The sequence below is a fragment of the Chitinophaga sp. genome, from assembly GCF_035538455.1.
GTDB lineage: Bacteria > Bacteroidota > Bacteroidia > Chitinophagales > Chitinophagaceae > Chitinophaga.
This window is the reverse complement of sequence record NZ_DATLKJ010000084.1, coordinates 1-21,849: the sequence shown is the minus strand read 5'-3', so window position 1 is coordinate 21,849 and position 21,849 is coordinate 1. Positions and strand designations below refer to the sequence as shown.

Genomic DNA, 21,849 nt, shown 5'->3' with positions numbered 1-21,849 from the left:
CAGAGAAAGGGAGGTATGTAGTATATCTCTCTTGTACTGCATGTAGGTTTCCTACCCTTTTGCTAACTTGGCGCATCTGGTGGCGGAAAACATGCTGAATGCTGGTACTACAAGCTGACTGTTACTATATCAACCCAAACCAGCATCATATTATCTATCCTGTAAAATATTCCGCATATGAAGAAGGTACGCTTTCTAGGTATCGGTCTCAGCTGTTATTTTTTTTCCTATGCACCTTTCTCTGCCTGATCGGGTTTGTAAGTGGCTTGTATGTTCCCAAGGATATTAACAGCGGCGCCTTCAACAGTTGGATACCTGCTATACTTACAGACTTAACGCTTATTGTTCTTTTCGGCATACAGCATAGCATAATGGCCAGATCATGGTATAAGGACCTCATAAAGAAATGGGTACCTGCTCCGCTGGAACGAAGCGTATATGTGTGCTGCGCCAGTCTGGTACTCTTCCTGATGATGTACCTGTGGCAACCGGTACCCTATGCGATTTTTGATTTTCGTACGAGTCTTGCCGGCAGTATATTGCGAATAACAGGTCTGGCTGGTTGGTTACTGGTACTGGTAAGCACTTTTCTTATCAATCATTTTGATCTGTTTGGTCTGCGGCAGCCCTATCTCTATTTTACAGATAAATTCCCCCACGAATTGAAATTCCGCCTGCCATTTATTTATAAGATCATCCGGCATCCGATTTATCTGGGCTTTATCACCGCTTGCTGGTTTACTCCGCTCATGACCACAGGACATCTGCTTTTTGCCGCAGGTATGACCGTTTATATACTAATAGGAATTCATTTTGAAGAGCGCGATCTGCTGAAGGAATTTCCCGAATATCAAGCATATAGGAAGCGGACCGGGAAGTTGTTTCCAAAACTATAGCCTGCTATTTGTCTGGAGAAACCGATTTTATAAAGATATATAAACATTGTGGGCAGTGTTACAGCACTAGTACTGCATATCTTTGGCCGATATTTTCCCTCACAAAAAGTAACCCTTATGAAAAAGATCTACCCGCTATTTGTCAGTATGTTGATATTATGGTTGCAAATATTGCTACCGGAAGCGCTTTCGGCACAGCGCATTTATGCCAATACCCAATTGAATGGGGTAACAGGATTATGCCTTTTTTGCGGTGTGCAGAACCCGGACAATCCGGTGAATACAGCCAGCCTGAATGATTATTCCACATTCAATATCACAGTAGGTTTGCTGGGTGTAAGTGTTTATGAGACATTGATATTTCCATCCCAGAGCAGTAATTGCGATTCGCTTGTAATAGGTATTGGCAGTGGAAATACTATATTGTCAGCAGATCTGTTCGGAGGAGTGACTGTTGAAACATTTAATGGAACAGTTGCTAATAATGACGCAAGAGTGATAAGTAGTGATGTACTGAGGTTACTGCAGTCAAACACCAGGGCAGAAGTATTGCTGCACCCAGGCAAGCCCTATGACCGCGTGAAGATTACGCTGAACAGTTCTCTTGTGGGACTGCTGAACAATTTTCATCTGTATTATGCTTACCGGAATCCGGGGATTCCCGCAAATCCGGCCTTCAAAGTTCCGGAATATTTTGTTTGTAATGACCCCCGCATCCCGATTACCAATCATACTGCCGGATACAACTACAATGTCAGGTTGCGCTATACAGACGTATTTAACACTGTCATAAAAGACACCTCATTCATCCTTATCAACAAGGATACCGTACTGGTGAAGAATCAGGGAACATATGCCAGCTCTCAGGCAGATGTATATATGCAGGCCGTGAACCCATTCACGGGTTGTGCTTCCAACACTGTACAAAAGACGTTTGCATTCGGTGGTATAGCAATATTGCCACAGGTGGATGATACTAATGTAACCATATGCCTGGGTACAAGCGCAACGTTGCATGCTTTTGTGAGTTTTAGCTCTGTGCCTGCTGTCAGATGGTATGATGCGCCAACAGGTGGCAATTTATTGCACACCGGCAATTATTTTACGGTAAGCCCTGCACATAACACAACCTACTATGTTACTACCAGTCTTGCTTGTGAATATCCGCTACGTGTTCCCGTGAATGTATACGTTACAAAGCTGGCAGATCCGGACATTACCGCACCGGCTGGCACTTTATGCACCGATGCTATATTGCCGGTATCCAATCATCAGCCTGGCCTGAACTACAGGGTACAGGTTAAATTTACAATGGAAGTAGGGGCGCCGTTTGATACTTCATTTACAGTTATTAATAATAATACCATCATTGTGAAAAGCCCCCACAGCTATTCGGCAGCGCTGGCTACTGCCTGTGTGCAGGCAATCAACCCGGTTACCAACTGTGTATCTGACACCGTTTCTGCATTCTTCCTGTTTGGTGGTGCGTCAGCACTGCCAAAAGTTGACAGCGATAGTGTTGCTGTTTGTCGTAGGGATAGCGTGACGCTGCATGGATATATTCCATTCTCCACAATACCGCAAATAAGATGGTACGACACACCCACCGGGGGCACATTATTGCATACCGGCCCGTATTTCCGGGTAAGCCCCGGTGTAACCACAACCTACTATGTAACGTCCGGATCATTTTGTGAATACCCACAACGGGTTCCTGTAAAAGTGGTGGTCCTGGACTGCCCACAGGCACAGGCAGACCAACATATGTACCCGGTAAGTACCGGCACGCAACAGCTGGCTTTACAGGTTTATCCGAACCCTACAAGCGGGATGGTCAGAATCATAACTTCCGGATGGGAGGGCGCATTGATACGTGTTTACGATCTTTCAGGAAAGTTGATGCAACAGGAGATTTTACGGCAAAATTCATTAATGCTGTCTGCAAACACCGGTTATTATATTATCAGAATGATTACCACGAAAGGGAAAACATACAGTAGTAAAGTATGGCTACAGCGTTAGCCATAGCGGACTATAATTACAGCGGCGCTCAGGGTGAAAGCAATATTGCTTATTGAGCTGTTGCCTCATTCTATCAATCAGTATTATCCCTCAATAAGAGCATGTATAATTTTTACATAAGAAAAGGTTGGCGTATTTTCGTATACGCAAGGCATAATATTTTCTTACCCCAACCCAATCAACAACTATGAATATCCTAGACAACCTACGTAATGCAATGGAAACCGGGGGAAACCTCGGTGTCACTTTTACCCAGGAACTGAATACCAAAGCTCCGGGAATGATCCAGGTTTATTTACATCAAGTGGATGCCAACACGGTACGGATCGACCTGCAACCACAAGGCGGCGAAGAGGCCAGTATTCTATGGCTTCCCTGGAGACAGGGAGAGCTTCCGGTGTTACAACCTTTTTCCATTGATACCGTGCCTGTCGGTACTTTGTTTTTTACCTATGAACTTACAGGCTGTAAGGTGTTCGCGATACAAGGTGGACCGGCATGGCATATCGACTCCGAGGTACGTGTTGACGAGTTCTGGCCGCGTATCATGAGCGAAGAATGGGTAGAGGACCACTGGCCCGTTAACACGACTCAAAATGTGGCTTATATCCATCGCGCCGGGCAGGCGGCCGGACTGTGGGATTTGTCGGCTCATCTTAACGGCGCTGCTCCTCAGACTTATGGTCATAACAATGTAGGTAATGCCGTTGTGGGGGGCATCGTGCGGCAAAGCTCCAACAGCAAACAACTGGAACTCTATTATAAAGCCTCGCCCTGGGCGAAATTCAGCTATGCGGCTCAAAAATTGAAATAAGTGAGACGTTTCTTCTTAAAACAAGTTTTCTGTTTACTTGAACGCTGGCTCTGCTAAGGATATAAATCAGCTTTTATTAGAACAACTGGCTGATAGTCTAGAGCCTGCTTCCCGAGATAGTCCATATGTAGCCAATCTTAAGTACCCCGTTCAAAAAGAGCTCCGATTTTTCAAATTTTAATTAATACACAGTTTTTATGCAACCAGATGATTTCTTATCAGATGAGCTTTTAAAACAGTTTAAGACAGGCCAGCAGCTATGAGCATGGTTGAATTTTTGCAGGCAGGAAATTAGAAAAAAAGAATCGATCACTTAGTTTGGATTTACTACGAAACAAACTATAGCCTTTATTAATATTCTTCTAAAATGAGCCGTTCAAAAATTTAAACAAGCTCTAATTAAGGTCGCTGTTATGCGACCTTAATTATTGATAAACGTAGTCTGCTCAAAACAACCTCGATAAATTAGAAGAATAAATGTTGCATTTGCATGGTAAGTATAGTTGCATTTTTTTTCAACATTAAAAGGTATGCTGATAAGCATTGTTACAGTTTAGTATGGTAGGATATTTACTGTCTGAAAACATTGTAGGGCATGATGTTATAGATATTGAGATTTTTTTGATGATTATATTTATAAATACATTTCAGCGATGACTTTGTCTGTATTTTATATTGTTCACTGTGCTGACATAGTTTTTTGAAAAGAAAAATTTATTATCCTTGGTCTGAAATTAATCCTTAACCTAATACTGTAGACTGACTAAATAAGTAGCACTTGTTAATACGTTATAGAAAAGAACCTTTTTGAAACCTTATTGTAATCTGTAGCAAAACCACAACTAACGCTGGTGTGAGTAGTTGTTTCCTGGCAAGTTCCCAAGAACATAGAAGTGTCTTTTAAGAAGATGTATGCAGGATTGCTTTGCTGTAATTTTTTTGAGCGTTGTTATCATTGCGTCAGGCGCTATTGATAACAAAAGACCCCCTGTTGACTGTACGTTATGAGCATATGGAGTGGGAGCGGGATATCCCGGTAACTGTCGTTTCTTTTCTTTTCAGGATGGTTCACATTTTTTTTGACGATATAAGCGTCAGATGGAACGTCGTTGCTATGCGCTGTCTGTAACATGGCGCTGCCTGTAAAAATATAGCCATTGCTGGTATTACATCAAACCTGTTTTTCTTTATTTAAATTTTATAACTATGAAAAAGTTAGGAAAAAAACTCAGCATCAACAAAGACATGATCTCTGCCATGGCGGACCAGGAAATGGGAGCCGTAAATGGCGGTCTTCTCTCCATCGGACATGATTGCAGCATCAGAAATGAATGCAGTCGTCTGAGAACAACACATTGGGGTAATGGCTGCCCTAGTACAATCAGGACCCCTCACTGGAGCCACGAAGGTTCTTGCTCACCTGAATGAGTTTGACAACATACCCCGCCTTAATCGGCGGGGTTATGAACATCATCGTTTTTACATTCTTGATAAATTAGAAAGAATAGATGTCGCATTTGTACTATAAGGATTATTGCGTGTTTTCTGAAGGGAAAATATATTGTGCTGAATGTTATGACGTGAATAGTGATGCCGTATGAAATATGTTGTGGTATTGTGTTGTATCAGTTTGTGTTCGTTTAGTCGTCACGCTGATAATGTCTTGTTGAATAGTAATAGTATTAATCGATACATGTCAGCTGGAATATTTTATATGGCTTCTAACATTAAATTAACATTGATGCCGGTTCTTTTGTAAGAAAAATTACTATCCTTGAATTGAAAATGAACCTTATATCGATATTGTAGCATAGTAGAATGAGTGACCTTTGTTAACGTCATAGAAACGAATAGATGAACCCTTGTTGATAGCTGTAGTAAAACCACAACTGACACTGGCAAAGAGTTGTTACCCGGAGAGATTCAAAGGACAGTAAGGTGTCTTTTGATCAGGCGTGTACGGATGTTTGGTTGTACAATCTCTTTTGCAGGTGATTCCTGTGAGTGCTTTCCGGCAATCACCGATAGTAACGTTGACACCCTGTTTAATTGTACGTTATGAGCATGTTTGATTATCTCAGAAATTTTTCAAAGTCCGGCACCATTATGAGCTCATCTGAGCAGTCGATCAATGGATTACTGGATAAACACTCCGTCAGAAAATGCCGGAGTATTATTGAGCTTGGCGGTGGAACCGGAAGAATCACCCGGAAGATCCTGGATTGCATGCATGAAAATGCGGTGCTCTACTGTTTTGAAATACAGCCTCATTTACAGCGGACACTGATGAAGATTGATGACTCCAGGATTCAGATTGTCAAAGATTCTGCATTTAATATCCGCAGGCATCACGACAAAAACTCCATAGATCTTATTATTTCCACCTTACCACTTTCTTTTTTTAGTAAGGAACAACGGTACGGGCTGATGAAGGATTGCTATGAGACCCTTAGTGCTGGCGGGCAGTTCCGTCAGTTGTCATTCCTTTTCTTTCCCGGCTATTTCACCGGTATTTTTGATGATGTCAGTACCAGGTGGAGAGTGATAGATATGCCGCCATCTATAGCTTACTACTGTCAGAAGGCCCCCTCGTACGCACGTAAAGAACAACTGTCAGCCCTGCAATGAACGGGCATTTCATACCATCGTCTTTTCTTTTTTTTAAATTTTATAACTATGAAAAAGTTAGGTAACAAACTTAGCATCAACAAAGACATGATTTCCGCAATGGCAAATCAGGAAATGCAAACCGTAAACGGTGGTTTCCTTTCTATCGGACACGATTGCAGCATCAGAAATGAATGTGAGCGTCTGAGAACAACACATTGGGGCAATACTTGCCCTACTACTACTCAGAGCCCGCACTATACCAGCGAAGGTACTTGCGGTAGCTGCTGATAACTGAAACTATGTTTGCAGAACGTAAGGTATCCCGCGAGTACAGCGGGATACCTCTATTGATGTCTTATGACCCTGGATAAAAAAATAATAAACGAAGCTATACTTCAGATCAGTAATGATATAATGCCTGTTGATCCTGCGGAGTTGAATGTGCTCGGGGGTAAAGCAGGTATCGCTTACTTTTATGCCAGCATGTATAAATACTTTCAGCAGGAAGTATATCTGGAAGAAGCAATACGCCGGCTTGAAATTGTAGTGGACGGCCTGAATGCCGGAAACCTGCTGCATCAGCGGGCGGCATTCTCTATCGGTGATGGTGTGGCCGGTGTTGCCTGGGTACTGGAAAGGATGCGTAACATGCAGTGCCTGGAGGAATCTGAAATCAATGCAGAACTGGAAGACATGGTGACTTATTCCCTGCAGGTGGACGCACATGCCAGGTGTTATGATCTCTTTTATGGGGTAGTTGGTAAAGGAGTATACTTCCTGGAACGGTATCCGGAAGGCGCCTCATTTGAACAACTGGTGAGGATAGTGGATATGCTGGAAGATTTCAGCACGTATGAAAACGGCTACAGAAAATGGCCGGATCAGCTAAAGATGAAGACAGAGAACGGCACTGAGCCGATTTATAATATGGGACTCGCACACGGGCTCCCCAGCATCATCATATTCCTGTGTAAGGTAATTCACACTGTGCCGGCGATAACAAAGGCGCGTACGCTGCTGACCGACGCCTTGCATTGGTTGCGCTCATTCAGAACAGACACGCTCAACGATGCATACTACCCATCGCTGGTAGTGGGCAATGCCTGTAAGAATTCCGGGAATCTGTCCTGGTGTTACGGTGATCTGGGCATCGCTGTTGCTTTGCTCAGCGCCTATGAAATCACTAAAGAGCAGGCGCACTACGATGAGGCAATACAACTGGCTCAACGTTGTTCCCTGCGCCGGCTGCACAATTCAGGGATAAAACAGAGCAGGAAGAAACAGGTACATGATGTATGCTTCTGTCATGGCTCGGCGGGGCTGGCCAATCTTTTTCACAGAATATATCAGAAAAGCGGCTGCATTGAAATGAAAGTAACAGCTGAATACTGGCTGCATACCTGCCTGTATCAGGGCAGGAATAACGGCCTGCCAGACAGTATCGGCGGATTCATGGGCGCCACTGTCGGCAAGGACCGCAGAACGAAATGGCGGAAAGATCCCGGTTTACTTAACGGGGCATCCGGAGTAGGATTGTGCCTGCTCTCATTTGCAGACGGCTCAGCAAACAACTGGGACAGCCTGTTTCTGACCAACTAAGCAAATTCATCTGCAAACAATCTGACCTGCCGGCAGTAATGCCCGGGTTACCATCTATAAATAAACGCACTATGGGAAACAGCCCAACTTTTGTACCCGGACCGTTTATCCTGAGAACGCCGGCATTACCTTTCACCTCGCTGAAGGACCTGCTGGCAGACGACGTTACAGAAGAACGCCTGCGTGAGATATGGAGCAATGCTACGATAAGAGAAGCGATACGGCAGTCAAGCGAATCGCTTCATAACAGCATCGGCTATATGATACATGGTGAGCTGGATGAACGAAAGAAAGAGAAGGTAAAACAGGGCCTCATCAAGTACCTGCTCCGTATGTGCTATCGCTGCACACCTTTCGGCCTGATGGCGGGAGTGGCGTATGGAAATACAGGTACGGAAACAACCGCAACATTACAGGGAACAAGAACCTTTACGAGACCGGATATGGGTTATCTGCATGCACTGGTGAAAGAGCTGGAGCAACGGGATGAGATATTCCTTCAGATGAAACTCTATCCCAATAACACCATTTTCGGGCTGCATACACACATGAGGTATGTGGAGCTGGTAGACAAAGGAATATCCTGGAAAGGGCAATACGTAAGCGTGGAGAAGTCGCCATACATCCAGCTGGTGCTGGACCACGCCCGGGAAGGCATGCAGGTGGAAAGCATCATTAAAATATTGATGCAGGCAGATGACGAACTGGAATATAATGACTGCCTCGATTTTATCAGGGAACTGCGCAACAGCCATATCCTGGTAAACGGATGCATGCCTGCACTCACCGGCGGCGATGCTTTCAGCAACCTGCTCACATTCATGAAGGAGATCAGGAAAAGTGATGCAACAAACGACATGTATCAAAAGATGCAAACGGTCAGGCAACTCCTGGACAGCACCGCCGGCGTACCTGCTACTACCGCCATGCAACAATACGATAAGCTGAAACAGTCATTAAAAGAACTGAACCCTTTATATCAGCAGGACCACCTGCTACAGACGGATTACATCAATGACGGCCACCTCACACTACACAGCAATTTCACGGAAGAACTGAAAGAGGTAATTATGCTGCTGTGTGTCAATGCGCGCAACGGAGATGGCTACCTGGATGAATTCAAGAAGAAGTTCACAGAAAGATATGAAGACAGGTATGTACCCTTACTGGAAGTAGTCGATGGCGAAATCGGACTTGGTTTCCCTGTTTCCTGGAAGGAAAGTGCCGGAGAAAGCAACTTCCTGAAAGATGTATATACACTGGGTAATGTATCACCTGGTACTGCCAGAATTGAACAGACGCCCTGGAGTATGTTTATCCTGGAAAAGATCATTCGGGCTATAGCGTCCGGCGCCAGTGAACTGGTGTTGGACAAACAGGAGGTAGCGCCATTTATCGAAAGGGTGGATACCGGTACATTCGCTTCACTGATGTATACCTTCTGCAATATATACGCTGCGTCGTCCACGGCTATTGATGAAGGAGATTTCCTGGTTGCCTACAACTTCACCGCAGCTACGCCATTGGGCGCCGTCGCCGGCCGTTTCTGCTATATGGATGAAAAGCTGACGGATCATGTAAGAGATTTCATGCTACAGGAGGAAGTGCCCGGAAAAGTATATGCGGAGATTGTGCATACTTCACAGGCCAGGATAGGAAATATTTCATCAAGGCCGCCCATGAGGGAATACGAACTCCCTATTGTAGATATATCCGCATTATCCACAGAGAAAACAATCGCATTGAACGACCTTTATGTATCCGTCAGGGACAATAAGGTTATCCTGTTTTCTGAGAAACTGAATAAAGAAGTAGTGCCCAGGTTGTCCTGCGCACATGATTATATGATCGCCCAGCTTTCAGTATACCGTTTCCTGTGTGGTCTTAAATGTGATAATACACTCACCAATATCCAATGGAAGGAACCCGAGCTGCTTGGTAATGTTACGTTTCTCCCGCGTGTCCGTTATGGCCGTACAGTCATTGCAAAGGCGCGGTGGATATTACAATGGAAAGACCTGTCTGATGCAGGAGGCAACGCCATCTCCAAAAGCAAATGGGACGCTTTCCGCACAACCTGGCGCCTGCCCGCGTTGGTAGAGCTCAACGGTGGCGAAGACTCAGGCTTGCTGCTTGATCTCACGTCAGCTTCCTGTATGGCTATACTGGAGGGAATCCTGCAGAAAAGCGGACAAGTAAAGCTCCTCGAAGTGCTGTGCAGGGCTGATAACCTCTTTCATACTTTCGCCGGAAAACCTGATCAGTTTTATCACAACGAACATATTATCCCGTGGCGGACTACGGAGGCGTCCCGGCAACAGCCGGTACATAAAGGGATACCGCCGGCAACGGCTACACAACGTGTATTCTCCCCAGGATCAGAATGGGTTTACCTTAAAATCTATTGCCACTGGAATACAATGAATAAAGTACTACGCGATTATATTGTACCATTTATCTCGGCAAACGACAGCTACTTCGACAAATGGTTCTTCATTCGCTACGGTGATCCTGAGCCGCATATCCGGCTTCGGTTCCGTTGTCAGGGAGCTGATCAGGGCATAATCTATAAACGCTTCAATACATTCATACAGCCGGCCCTTGACAACAGGTTCGTCTGGAAAGTGATGACAGATACTTATGTCCGCGAGCTGGAACGATACGGGCATGATAATATCGAAAACGCTGAGTCTTTATTTTATGCTGACAGTATGCTCATCACAGGATTGGTAGTGCATGCAGAGAACTACTTAGAAGAATACTGGAAGTATATATGTTTTGCCGTGAAAACGCTTTTGGATAATACTGACATGCAGGAGGAAGAGAAGCTGGAATTTCTGTCAGCGCAGGCTGCGGCATTTATGAAGGAGTTTGGCAGTGAAAACAGAACCGCTAAGAAGATGCTCAGCAAAAAATACCAGTCGCTCCGGCAGGAAATGGAAAGACTGCTATCCCTGGAGTATCCTTTTAATAGTGAAATAACAGGTTTATTTGATGCTTACAGCCGGCAGGTGGCAGTACATATCGGCAATGATACCAGCCCCGGAAAAAAGAACAGGCTGGCCAGTTACATTCATATGCATGTTAACAGGGTATGCACCTCTGGCGCCAGGTTGCATGAAATGGTTATATACGACCTGCTGACACAGTACTACGGATCACTGCGCGCACGACAAAAAAGCGCTGCGATTGTTCAACCCACAAACCTGGATAAAGCATGAACCACCGCATTTCTGTTTGTATCACGTGCATGAACCGGCAACATCACCTGGAGAAGACATTGCCGGAGAATATCCGGATGAACAGTGACTATCCGGATGCTGAATTTATAATCCTGGATTATCATTCCGCAGCGCCATTTTTTAACTGGCTGAAAGAAGAATATCCGCAGGAGCTGAAAACCGGACGGCTACGTTATCTCAGAACAGAAATGCCCGATTATTTTCATCACAGCCATGCCAAAAATATGGCGGCAGTACATGCTTCCGGAGAGATTATCTGTTGTGTCGACGCTGATAATTTCATCGGGCCCGGATTCCTCGCCTATGTGAATGATGCCTTCTGCCAGGATGCAGCTATTTTTCTCACAGTAGATCATAACAGTACTTCGCAGGATCTTCACGGCAGGATCTGCATGTGGCGGCATGATTTTGCTGCCTTGCAGGGTTACGACGAACGGATGAATGGTTACGGATATGAAGATATTGACCTGGTAAAACGATTGGAAAAACTCGGAAGGAAACCGTTATTCATCAACAATGAAAAATACTTACATGCACTGAACCACGGCATTGAAGAAAGAATTGGTAATACCCGCCATGCCCGCTGCATTGAAACTTTTTATATCAGGTATATAGACCCCGCGCTTTCTGAGCTGCTCATCATCAATAATGATGGTACTTATGAAAAGGGGCTGGTGAAGCCCGGAGGTGAACATAACAACCTGTTCACCTTCCCGCAACCAGTTACGGCCACACTGGAGCATGGTGCGGTAAGAATCGCTGAAAATGGCGTGCTCCTCGACGCAGGAGATAGTGAAAATACGCTCCTGCTGGAAACAACAGGAATAAACCTGCGATATACAACCGGAAAGACCCCTGTTTTTTACAAAATAACAGATGAAGCATATGCACGGAAATTAGTGCTTATATACAGCTGCATGGTTAATTACCAGCAGATGACCAACGATGAGAACTACACCACCACGAATGCCATGCTACCAGGATCGGGTGCAGTAGTAGCATACCGGCTGGATGCAAACGGATTGACAGAGAACGTAAACATATGATACCGGCACTTACATACAGGATATATTTTCATGAGGCTGAAATGAATCGCCTGATCACCACGGTGATTGCAGACACGATGGACCAACTCACAACCGCCTGCTGGTTTAAGCGGAGCAGCCTGAAAGGCAGCAATCTTATGCTGCGTATCACGCTGCCTGATGAACGCTCCCGTGAAGAAGCCGCGAGGATGGTCACTGAAAGACTGTCTGATTACGTTACGCTGTATCCATCGGCGCCGGCAGTAGAGGTGTTTCCGCTGAACAGCCTTTTCATGAATTATCAGCACAACACCATCATCGCTGCAACGCCGGAAGAGAAGGAAGACAACCCGGAAGAGGAAACCGCTTTGCTAAGCAGGATCAGTCGTATCAGCGTGGGATTATTGAAAGATTGTATGCCGGAAGATGAGAGTGATCTGATTCAGTTGGCGCTGCCTTACTACGCTGCAATACTACGCCTGCAAACAAACGGAGCGGATGGTGTGGCAGCTTTCTATAATAACCTGGCTGCCACTGTCATCAGCACCTACCCGGATAGTGAAACCACAGGCAAACGCATACGGGCGGCATTCGACGCCATCTTCGACGATAACAGGGAAGAGCTGTGCACACTGATGGAAGCGGCATATCAATCAGTTGCCGATGGGGGCGCCACTGATCCCTGTCTTACTGAATGGCTGGAAATCACCGCCTCATTAATCAGCATGCCACCTGAGCGGAGTGCGTACATATTCACCGGTTTATTGCGACTGCTAACCAACCAGCTGGGCCTTGATATTGTCAATTCGATCAATGTAATGCTCATTGTTGCCCGGGCAACGGAGGTATTTGATTCAAACACAAAAAAATATGCTTGTATACCTGATAAACAGGGATGATTCCAATATCCCGTCCTTTACAGCAGACGATAACGATAGTATCATCGTTGAATCCGTCAGCATACCTGATACGGAGATCGGTGAAAATACGCATTGGCATCACTATCGCTATAACTTCCCGTTGCCGGCTACCGACATCCGGAAGTTCAGACTTCACCGCAGCGCATGGAAAGCATTTTATGCCGGTACAGCATCCTGGTGTGTGGTGGTGGAGAATGGTACTACCGCAGCATTCAATCATATACCGGCTTATGTGAACGCGCTCGAAGATGGCTGGGATGTAATTTTTCCGTTCGACAGAGAGACAACCAGGTCTTCGCAGGACTGGGCACTGCTGAATGCCAATATCGATGAGGAAGTGGAGTATGACCCTTATCATAAAGGTTATCTGTGGGGGAGCAACATTTATATACTGAGCAGAGAGGGCGCCGGAAAGCTGCTGCAGGTGCAGTATGTACAGCAGCGCGTGGACGACCAGATATTGTACATGGCTGATGAAGGCATGCTGGAAGTGTATTGTGATATGGTGCCATGGTTTAACATGCATGCCATCCCGGAAGCACAGGACGAAGAACGTGAAAGACTGATCCGCGAAGCGGTGCTGGGAAGGAATGTATGGGCAGAAGATGATATGCACAGCATGCGGAATTTACTGGCGGTGCTCAGTGAAGCTGCCGCTGCAACAGATACAGATCTGTTGCTGGAAGCGGGTACCCTGCTGGGGCATATCCGCCACGGTGGTATCATGCGCTGGGACGACGATATAGACCTGGGCATAGAAGAGATGAACCTGGAAGGGTTCTTCAGGTATATAGATCAGCAGGGAGTACTTGAATATGTATACTTGCCGGAGCCGCTCACCGGCATACCCTACTATAAGCTCTGGTTTAAAGATGGGAAGCAGATACGCGATTTTGAATACAAGTATCCTTTTGCAGATATCTGGATATTTGAGCGCAACGGAAATGACCTTGTATATAAAAATGGTATCGTATGCCCCGGTGCAGCAGTGCACCCGTTCAGTCGCGTGTTGTTTGAAGGGGCTGTGTTTGCCATTCCGTATAATTCGCTGGAAGTGCTGGATGCGCGCTATAAAGACTGGCGCAGCATGATCCGGATTTACCAGTGGAGTCACCGCGAGGAAGCTGTTGTACAGTTTCCCCTGAAAACAGGTATTCGTGTTGACGATGATGGAAAAATGATTTAAGCATAACCACATATGAAAATACTCGATTCCCTCTTTCCCGGCGTTACATCCGATATCTTCCTGCAATCTTACTGGACGCAGCAGGTCTGTACAACTGTGCCAGGCGCCGGCAGCAGACAACCACTGATCAGTATTGAGGAAATAGATGCAGTGATAGCGGGTGCACAACTTAATCCCGATGATATTAAGCTGGCAAAGGACGGCAGCATAATTCCCGGTTCGCGCTATACGGAGAAAGGGGTTATAAATGTATGCCGCCTCCTGGATTATTACCGGAACGGCGCAACTATTATATTGAAACGACTGGATCTGCATATGTACAAACTGGCGGAGTTCTGCCGCCGGCTGGAACAGGAACTGCACGGGGTCAGGGAGGTATATATCAATGCTTATCTCACTCCGCCCGCAGCACAGGGCTTTCCTGCACATTATGATGACCATGATGTTTTCATACTACAGGAGCATGGGGAGAAGGACTGGAAAATATATTCCTGTATGGCAGATTTCCCTACGGCAGATATTCCCTATAACCTGGCGCCGTCATACATAGATACGCCTCCCACAGAAGTGAGACTGGGTGCAGGAATGGCGCTGTATATGCCAAGGGGATTTGTACACGAAGCCAGAACCGGCGACAGTCACTCTATACATCTCACTGTTACCATCGTACCCGTCACTTATAGTGAGATACTAACGGAAATGGCTACACTGCTGGCCGGGAATATATCCGTTGCAAGACAAACGCTGCCCGCGGATTACTTTAGCAGCACCTCCACGCCTGCGATGCCGGATGCGATGTTGACAGCATTGTCTGGCAGCCTGTTGAAAGAGGCGCTGGTACAAAAGGATATAACAGGATTTAAAAAACCGCTTGTCGGAGGCTTATTTAATCATATCTTCCATGACAGGCAAATAACTGCCGGAAGCATACTGGCCACGAGACCTTATCTCCGTTACCAGCTTAAGACCAGTGAAGATACCTTGATGCTGGACTTCTATGGGAAAACGATCAGGCTCCCTGCTGTAGTGAAAGAGGACCTCTATTTTGTACTCAAATCGTCAACGTTCCGTGTGAATGACATGAACGGGATGCTGGATGAGGAAAGCTGCCTGATACTCGTTTCTTCCCTGGTAGAGGAAGGGTTCCTGGAAGTCGTGCAATATTGACAGAAAGAGCAATTTATGAGAAAGACGATCCTGATAGTACTGTTGTTAAGCTGTTTGTTTGCGGAAGCACAACAAGGAGAAGATGCCTGTATGCAGCGCACCGCCATTGATACGGCCGGTAACGGGGCCTTAAAGTTTGCGGATGACAACAGGATACGATCCATCCTGACCGGAAACAAAATACTGTTGCTGGGAGACCAGACACACCGGGAAGGCACGGTAACAACAATGAAAATCAGGCTTATCAGGTATCTGCACGAACAGTTGGGGTACAATGTACTGCTGTTTGAGGATGATTTCTTTTCCCTCTACCAGCTGAACAAGCAAATGACAGATGGCAATTTCTCCCGTGCGGACGATGCTTTCGGGCCTATACTCGCAGATAACGAAGAGTTTACCGGGCTGCTGGATTACCTCCGGGAAACATACAGAAAAGGTAGCCCGCTGCAGGTCTATGGATTTGACGCTCAGATATTCAATGATAATAATGAAGCGCTGGTAACAGCACTGGCTTCGTATATGCGGTCGCGTGGAACTACGCTGACGAGCGCCGACCAGGATTTTCTGCGTTCGCAGTTCTCCGAAGTAATGGGATTCCCGCATGAAGGAGAGCCATTGAAGAATGCTGCGGAAAAGGAGCGGTTTGACGCGCTGCTGAAAACCGTCAAAGATGCATTGGCGAAGCATCCGGAGGAGAGAGACGCCTACTTCTGGAAACAGATTGTTTACATCATACAGGAAACATTCGCTATGGTAGGTCGTGAGCGGAGCGGGCATCAGGAGCCGGTGCAGAACTTCAGGGACCGTCTGATGGCAGCGAACTTCGCATCCCTGTCTGATCATCTGGCGAAAGAAAAGCTGATAGGCTGGGGAGCGGCTTATCATTTTGCCGCGCGGTTGTCGAAATATGAAAAGTCGGAAGTAACGGATAAGTATGTGGCAGATATGCAGCAACAGCAGAGCGGGAAGAACGACGCCTTCAGCTATTCCATCCTGGACGAAGCAGTGACAATGGGAAGTATCCTGAAGAAGCAGTATGGTTCCCGGTTATATGCATTGGCTTTTACAACTGCGGAGGGTACCTATGGTCTGCCGGGTGGCCAGCCGTTGAGGGTGCTGCCACCGCCAGCCGGAAGCCTGGAATACCGGCTGAAGCAATCAGGCAGTCAGGCTGCATGGATTCACCTGGCCGGCAATAAGCAATGTGCACCCTTCCTGGCGCTTCCGCTCGGACACTTGCCCCTGCTGGCTGACTGGCCCCAAATATTCAACGGTATGTTATATCTGCCGGAGGTTACTCCACTCACGGTAAGAACACAGCACCAATCCAGATCTTCGCAGCCCGTAAATAATACGGTTAAGTTACATGGCAACGTAGTGGATGCGGTTAGCGGTAAAGGTGTCGGGTTTGCCAATATTTTCGTTAGAAACAGCAGGGGGAATGGATGCGTAACAAATGAATCAGGAAAATTTGAATTGATCCTGCAACGCGGAAGCCCGGCAGATACATTGCAGATATCCGCTCTCGGCTATAAAATGCATTTCAGCAAAGTAAAGGCAGATACAGGTGCAATCCTGATAACGCTGGAACCGGTAGCTATCCGGTTAAATGAAATAGTCGTGACAGCGGAAGCACCCATGCGCACCGATAAGCTGATGAAGCAGGTCCGGCAAAGATTGGGCGACAACTATCCTTCCGGCAGCACCAACCTGGAAATGTTTTTCCGCGGTAAATTCTATAAAAGCGGACAGCTGCTGAATAAGAAAGAGGTTGTTGCTGATTTCCTCTTTACCGAAGGATACAGCCAAACGTACAGTACATTGAGAAGCTACAACAATACGCATCTGGTAAGGATAAAGCAGGTTCGTAATTTCCTTAGTCAGAAACCCATGAGCATGCCTTATCTGAACATGATGTACTTTGATATTGTCAGTGGTACAATGCCCCTGCTACAGTCAGGCAAGGCCAGTCGCTACGATTTTAAAATAGACGGGATTTCTGTTTACAACGACGACACCGTGTACATCGTATCATTCCACGACAACAGAACGCAGGCCTCCCTGGCATATGATTATATCAGCAGCTACACCGGAAAGCTCTATATATCCCGGAAGGACTTCGGTATCCTGAAGTATGAAAGTAACCTGCAGAGAAAGCTGCCGCAGCAAAACAATGATACGTTGACCTACGATTTTCATATCTCTGCCACCTATGAAAAGCAGGGCGGCGTGTACAATCTGAAAACAGGCAGAATCAGCCATGTAACAGGCCCGAAGGAGGGAGCAGAAGAACGTATATATGAGTTCCTGACAACAGGAGTAAATAACGGACAAGATGAAAAGAATTTCCTGAAGCTGATGGATGTCCCGGTGAATGACCCGCCCTTTGATGCAGCTTTCTGGCAGCAATATAATATTGTAGCAGACGATTAATGCCAATTTGATAAAAGGATTACTGGTTTTTTATGAATGCAATTATCCTCGCCGCAGGAATGGGCACCCGCATGCTACCATTAACCTGCGATACGCCCAAGCCATTGGTTAAAGTAAATGGTGTTCCCGTAATTGAGCGGCAGCTGCAATGCCTGCATAGTGCGGGTATTACAGAAATATATGTGGTTACCGGTTACCACTCCGGGCAGTTTGAATACCTGAAGTACCGGTATGGTGTCAACCTCATTTATAATCCGCTATATGCGGTGTACAATAACATTTACTCACTCTATCTGGCCAGAGAGCGTTTTAACGATAGCTACATCATAGAAGGAGATATCTTCATCAGGAATAATGTATTTACCCGTAATATCTCCTGGTCCTGCTACTTTTCGGGATTTAAGAAGCGGATTGAGAACGAATGGGTACTTGAATATGATGATGAGCAGTTTGTGCGGCGGATCTTTGTTCCCCGGAGCAGTGAAGGGCTACCTGCTGCCTGCAGGGATGGCGCCTGTATTATCTGCGGCATCTCCCACTGGACGAAAGAAGCGGCGGCTATCATCCGCAACGCCGTCATGACAGAGGTGGAACGTGCCGGAGAAGACGATAGTAATATAAAACGAATGTTCTGGGATGACATGGTGATCCGGCATTTACATCAGCTGGATCTGAAGATTAATATCGTGCACAGCGATGATCTCTTCGAAATTGATACGCAAAATGATCTGAAAGAACTGGAAACCTATCTGTATGTTACGGAAGAGAAGTGAAACAGACTTTAGCCACGAGCTGGTATCTCTCATGGCTGATGAGGATAAGCAGGCATTACATACGTTGCTGTGCAACTGTGTATCTGTAGAGAGGCTTTCCGAGGGAATGACCAACCTCAATTTTAAAGTAATTGTACCAGGTGATGAATTTGTTATCCGGATTCCCGGAAGAGGTACCGCCACGTTTATCGACAGAAATGTTGAATGGGAGAATTACCAGATGGTAGCGCCGCTGGACATTTCTGCTGAAGAAATATACTATAATAAACATACAGGTCTCCGGGTAACCAGGTATATCGATAATGTCTTCATTGCTTTGTGCAGATCCGATAAGGCAAAGCTGGCACTGGGTCCGCTGAAAAAGGTACATCAGTCAGGAGCGCAGCTGCCCGTTGTATTTACTGGCCCGGTGATGCTCCGGGCATATGAGCAGATTGCTGCTGCATCCGGCGTCAGGATCTCTCCGGTCTATTATCTGCTAAAGCACCAGTTGCCCGGCAATCAACAACTGACCTGCCCGGATAACAGTTTGCTGGCGCCTTGTCATAATGACCCCGTACCAGAGAACTTCATACAGGATAAACAGGGGAAGATCTATCTGATCGACTGGGAGTATGGTGGTATGAATGACCCGGTATGGGACCTGGCTGCACTTGTACTGGAGATGGAGTTGAAGGATGACGAAGAAGAAATAGTATTGCAATCATATTTTAAAGTAACGGAGGTATCAGACCCGGTCCGTATCAGAATGACCACCTGCAAGATGTATCAGGACCTGCTCTGGTACGTCTGGGCATTGATTAAAACAAAGATCGGATCGGATCTGTATGCCTATGCACATAATCGTTTACGCCGCGCTGAAAAAAATGCCGGCAGTATCCATTACCTGGTATAGTTAATAAGACGGATTTAATACGCCGGTAGTTATTTAGTTCACGATTATAGGGAAAAAGCTGCACTTATAAATTACAGCGGGCCAAAAGCAGGGGAATATATATATTTACACCAATCTCTAACCCGGCCTGTCCGGAGCATACAAAATAGTTGTCTGCTGATTCCGGTTATAAAACCTATTTTCATTTTTACATTATTTCCAGGGGGATGTTGTCAAAGAAATGCCACAATAGGGTTGTTCAGAAGATAAACAGCTCCGTATCATATCCTGTCTTTCGTGTTACGACAAAAAGGATTTTCTCTTTCCTGTTAATCGTGTTATGCCGGGGCGGCAGCCTGTCTGCCCAAACGTATAACTATGCCCAATACAAAATAGAACAGGGGCTGGCAGGAAATATAGTGTATAGAATGGGGCAGGACAGGGATGGTTTTATGTGGTTCGCTACAGAAACCGGGGTGAGTCGCTTTGATGGTACCTCCTTCAGGAATTACACAACCGCAGATGGATTACCTGACAATGAGACCTTACGCATGTTTATAGATACCAAAGGCAGGGTATGGTTTATGCCATTTGCGAACAGGATCTCCTATTATTACAAAGGCAAAATACATAACCAGGAGAATGATACGATCCTGCGTAAGATGGCTTTTACCAGCATGATTCATAGTGTTGTTGAAGATAAGGACCACAATGTTTTATTCGCCAGCGGGCGGGAGTTGTATGTCCTGACCGGCGATGAGAAACTGATTTTCTATAAGGATGCCCGGCAGTTCAGCTCTCCTGTATACGACGCTGTGTTGGATAGCTCCGGCCATTTTAACATACGTATTGATACACGTACTTACCACCTTAACAAAGAGGGGTTGGTATGCTATGCCGATTTTGAACACACGGGTACGCTGGACAGGGTGATAAAAGGCCCTGTTATATACCTGACTATGAGGAATAGTTTCCGGATGAGTTCCGGGAAATTACTGCGGGAATTGAAATTACCAACCATCAATAATTTCACAGTACTGAATGATTCCATTGTATACCTGAATACTTCAACAGGGGTGCTCGTATTTAATACGCAGCGCTGGGAGGTTGTAGAACGCCTCCTGCCGGGGCAGAACGTCAGTAACTGTTATGTAGATAGTGAAGGGAATACCTGGTTTTCAACTTTAAATGACGGTGTGTTCCGGCTATACTCCAGGCAGTTTAAATGTATAAGATATACGGACAAAGGAAGCCGGCTGAGTGTATATTCACTATGGAATGACAAGAATGAACTGCTGATAGGAACAGACAACGCCTGTCTGAAGTGGAGCCTTAACGGGGGATCGCAGATCAGCAAGGAAGTACCGGAACATTTTGATAAGCATGTTTCGTTCGTCCGGAAAATCCCCAATGGCTTGCTGCTGGCGAGTGGGGAGAGGCTTTACTTTCGCAATACAGCTGGTCATGTTTCCCGTATAGAACTGAATAATTCTATAAAGCAGGTAGATGTCAGCCGCGAGGGAAACATACTGGCCGCTACGTCTTTTGGAATGAGCCTGGTCAACATCCATCATCTGTCTGATCCAAAAAATATATATCATGGACGAACCACCACCGTGCATATAAACGGAGACAGCGTTTACTTCGGTACGTTGCAGGGCCTTTACTCCATGAACCATGATTATGTTCCTGCTTTCCTGAGCGGCCTGTATCCCGCTCTACGTAACCGCATTGCCGCTATCTGCACGGGGGCAGACAGTACGCGCTGGATTGCCACCGGAGGGGAAGGCATTGTGGGAATTAAACAGGGCCGCATTTTATATCACTTTAATACCAGCAACGGTCTTAGCAGTAATGACAGCCGGTGTATGGCGCTGGATGAAGATGGCTCCCTATGGGTCGGGTCCGACCGGGGGCTGGATCGTGTACAACTCCGTAACAACGGTGCTGCCAGGATATCGAACTTCTCTACCTCAAATGGCCTGGTCAACGGGTTGGTGAATGCAGTGGTTATCAAAGGCGACACGGTGTTTGTTGGCACACCGGAGGGACTCTCTCTCTTCAATAAGAAAGAGATGGCTTTCTCTTCCTATTGTAACCTGAGAATGCTGAGTATCACATCCAATGAACAACCCATAACAGTAGCAGAGCTGTCTAAGCTGAAATATAAAAACAACCGCCTGCGTTTTGATTTTGCTGCCATTTCTTTCAAGTCGGAGGGAGACATCAGGTATTTCTACCGGCTGACAGGACAGGATACCGCGTGGAAAATGATCACGCAGCGCTTC

The 21,849-nt window shown here is 46.1% G+C and carries 16 protein-coding genes; all 16 read left to right on the top strand.

Translation table 11 applies throughout. The annotated features are described in order from the left end of the window. Nucleotides 1–98: 98 nt before the first annotated feature. Nucleotides 99–896, top strand: a complete 798-nt coding sequence (locus VM802_RS09640) for a methyltransferase family protein (RefSeq protein WP_325529755.1) — start codon at nt 99–101, stop codon at nt 894–896. 117 nt (nt 897–1,013) lie between these two features. Beyond that, nucleotides 1,014–2,918, top strand: coding sequence for an Ig-like domain-containing protein (locus tag VM802_RS09635; protein ID WP_325529753.1), 1,905 nt, complete (start codon nt 1,014–1,016; stop codon nt 2,916–2,918). A gap of 187 nt (nt 2,919–3,105) precedes the next feature. Beyond that, the gene (locus VM802_RS09630; RefSeq protein ID WP_325529751.1) at nt 3,106–3,732 is read left to right on the top strand and encodes a BLF1 family deaminating toxin; all 627 of its coding nucleotides are present in this window, start codon (nt 3,106–3,108) and stop codon (nt 3,730–3,732) included. A 1,206-nt stretch (nt 3,733–4,938) separates the two neighbouring features. Further along, nucleotides 4,939–5,160, top strand: a complete 222-nt coding sequence (locus tag VM802_RS09625; protein WP_325529749.1) for a class I lanthipeptide — start codon at nt 4,939–4,941, stop codon at nt 5,158–5,160. 678 nt (nt 5,161–5,838) lie between these two features. Continuing rightward, nucleotides 5,839–6,360: a methyltransferase domain-containing protein gene (locus VM802_RS09620; protein ID WP_325529747.1), complete on the top strand. Its 522-nt coding sequence runs from the start codon at nt 5,839–5,841 to the stop codon at nt 6,358–6,360. 48 nt (nt 6,361–6,408) lie between these two features. After that, nucleotides 6,409–6,630 carry a class I lanthipeptide gene (locus tag VM802_RS09615; protein WP_325529744.1) on the top strand — a complete coding sequence of 74 codons (222 nt, stop codon included), beginning with the start codon at nt 6,409–6,411 and terminating at the stop codon, nt 6,628–6,630. 69 nt (nt 6,631–6,699) lie between these two features. Continuing rightward, nucleotides 6,700–7,941, top strand: a complete 1,242-nt coding sequence (locus VM802_RS09610; protein ID WP_325529742.1) for a lanthionine synthetase LanC family protein — start codon at nt 6,700–6,702, stop codon at nt 7,939–7,941. Between the two features lie 71 nt (nt 7,942–8,012). Further along, nucleotides 8,013–11,162: a lantibiotic dehydratase gene (locus tag VM802_RS09605; protein WP_325529740.1), complete on the top strand. Its 3,150-nt coding sequence runs from the start codon at nt 8,013–8,015 to the stop codon at nt 11,160–11,162. Next, nucleotides 11,159–12,229, top strand: a complete 1,071-nt coding sequence (locus VM802_RS09600; protein ID WP_325529738.1) for a glycosyltransferase family 2 protein — start codon at nt 11,159–11,161, stop codon at nt 12,227–12,229. Before VM802_RS09605 ends, VM802_RS09600 begins: the two co-directional genes overlap by 4 nt. Before the next feature lie 41 nt (nt 12,230–12,270). Further along, nucleotides 12,271–13,107 (top strand): hypothetical protein, encoded by an 837-nt coding sequence (locus VM802_RS09595; protein WP_325529736.1) that lies wholly within the window; start codon nt 12,271–12,273, stop codon nt 13,105–13,107. Continuing rightward, nucleotides 13,079–14,314, top strand: a complete 1,236-nt coding sequence (locus tag VM802_RS09590) for a LicD family protein (protein ID WP_325529734.1) — start codon at nt 13,079–13,081, stop codon at nt 14,312–14,314. The genes VM802_RS09595 and VM802_RS09590 overlap by 29 nt, the downstream gene beginning before the upstream one ends. Before the next feature lie 12 nt (nt 14,315–14,326). Beyond that, on the top strand, nt 14,327–15,481 hold the full coding sequence (locus tag VM802_RS09585; protein WP_325529732.1) for a JmjC domain-containing protein: 1,155 nt from the start codon (nt 14,327–14,329) through the stop codon (nt 15,479–15,481). A gap of 15 nt (nt 15,482–15,496) precedes the next feature. Continuing rightward, nucleotides 15,497–17,914, top strand: a complete 2,418-nt coding sequence (locus tag VM802_RS09580; protein ID WP_325529730.1) for an erythromycin esterase family protein — start codon at nt 15,497–15,499, stop codon at nt 17,912–17,914. Nucleotides 17,915–17,946: 32 nt separating this feature from the next. Beyond that, nucleotides 17,947–18,687, top strand: coding sequence for a sugar phosphate nucleotidyltransferase (locus VM802_RS09575; protein ID WP_325529728.1), 741 nt, complete (start codon nt 17,947–17,949; stop codon nt 18,685–18,687). Beyond that, nucleotides 18,668–19,582 carry a choline/ethanolamine kinase family protein gene (locus VM802_RS09570; RefSeq protein ID WP_325529727.1) on the top strand — a complete coding sequence of 305 codons (915 nt, stop codon included), beginning with the start codon at nt 18,668–18,670 and terminating at the stop codon, nt 19,580–19,582. Before VM802_RS09575 ends, VM802_RS09570 begins: the two co-directional genes overlap by 20 nt. A gap of 314 nt (nt 19,583–19,896) precedes the next feature. Continuing rightward, on the top strand, nt 19,897–21,849 hold a 1,953-nt coding region (locus tag VM802_RS09565), incomplete at its 3' end, for a ligand-binding sensor domain-containing protein (RefSeq protein ID WP_325529726.1).

Bases quoted from the DNA above. Each gene is read 5' to 3' on its own strand.
- VM802_RS09640 (WP_325529755.1), top strand. From the start codon at position 99: ATGCTGGTACTACAAGCTGACTGTTACTATATCAACCCAAACCAGCAT.
- VM802_RS09635 (WP_325529753.1), top strand. From the start codon at position 1,014: ATGAAAAAGATCTACCCGCTATTTGTCAGTATGTTGATATTATGGTTG.
- VM802_RS09630 (WP_325529751.1), top strand. From the start codon at position 3,106: ATGAATATCCTAGACAACCTACGTAATGCAATGGAAACCGGGGGAAAC.
- VM802_RS09625 (WP_325529749.1), top strand. From the start codon at position 4,939: ATGAAAAAGTTAGGAAAAAAACTCAGCATCAACAAAGACATGATCTCT.
- VM802_RS09620 (WP_325529747.1), top strand. From the start codon at position 5,839: ATGAGCTCATCTGAGCAGTCGATCAATGGATTACTGGATAAACACTCC.
- VM802_RS09615 (WP_325529744.1), top strand. From the start codon at position 6,409: ATGAAAAAGTTAGGTAACAAACTTAGCATCAACAAAGACATGATTTCC.
- VM802_RS09610 (WP_325529742.1), top strand. From the start codon at position 6,700: ATGACCCTGGATAAAAAAATAATAAACGAAGCTATACTTCAGATCAGT.
- VM802_RS09605 (WP_325529740.1), top strand. From the start codon at position 8,013: ATGGGAAACAGCCCAACTTTTGTACCCGGACCGTTTATCCTGAGAACG.
- VM802_RS09600 (WP_325529738.1), top strand. From the start codon at position 11,159: ATGAACCACCGCATTTCTGTTTGTATCACGTGCATGAACCGGCAACAT.
- VM802_RS09595 (WP_325529736.1), top strand. From the start codon at position 12,271: ATGAATCGCCTGATCACCACGGTGATTGCAGACACGATGGACCAACTC.
- VM802_RS09590 (WP_325529734.1), top strand. From the start codon at position 13,079: ATGCTTGTATACCTGATAAACAGGGATGATTCCAATATCCCGTCCTTT.
- VM802_RS09585 (WP_325529732.1), top strand. From the start codon at position 14,327: ATGAAAATACTCGATTCCCTCTTTCCCGGCGTTACATCCGATATCTTC.
- VM802_RS09580 (WP_325529730.1), top strand. From the start codon at position 15,497: ATGAGAAAGACGATCCTGATAGTACTGTTGTTAAGCTGTTTGTTTGCG.
- VM802_RS09575 (WP_325529728.1), top strand. From the start codon at position 17,947: ATGAATGCAATTATCCTCGCCGCAGGAATGGGCACCCGCATGCTACCA.
- VM802_RS09570 (WP_325529727.1), top strand. From the start codon at position 18,668: ATGTTACGGAAGAGAAGTGAAACAGACTTTAGCCACGAGCTGGTATCT.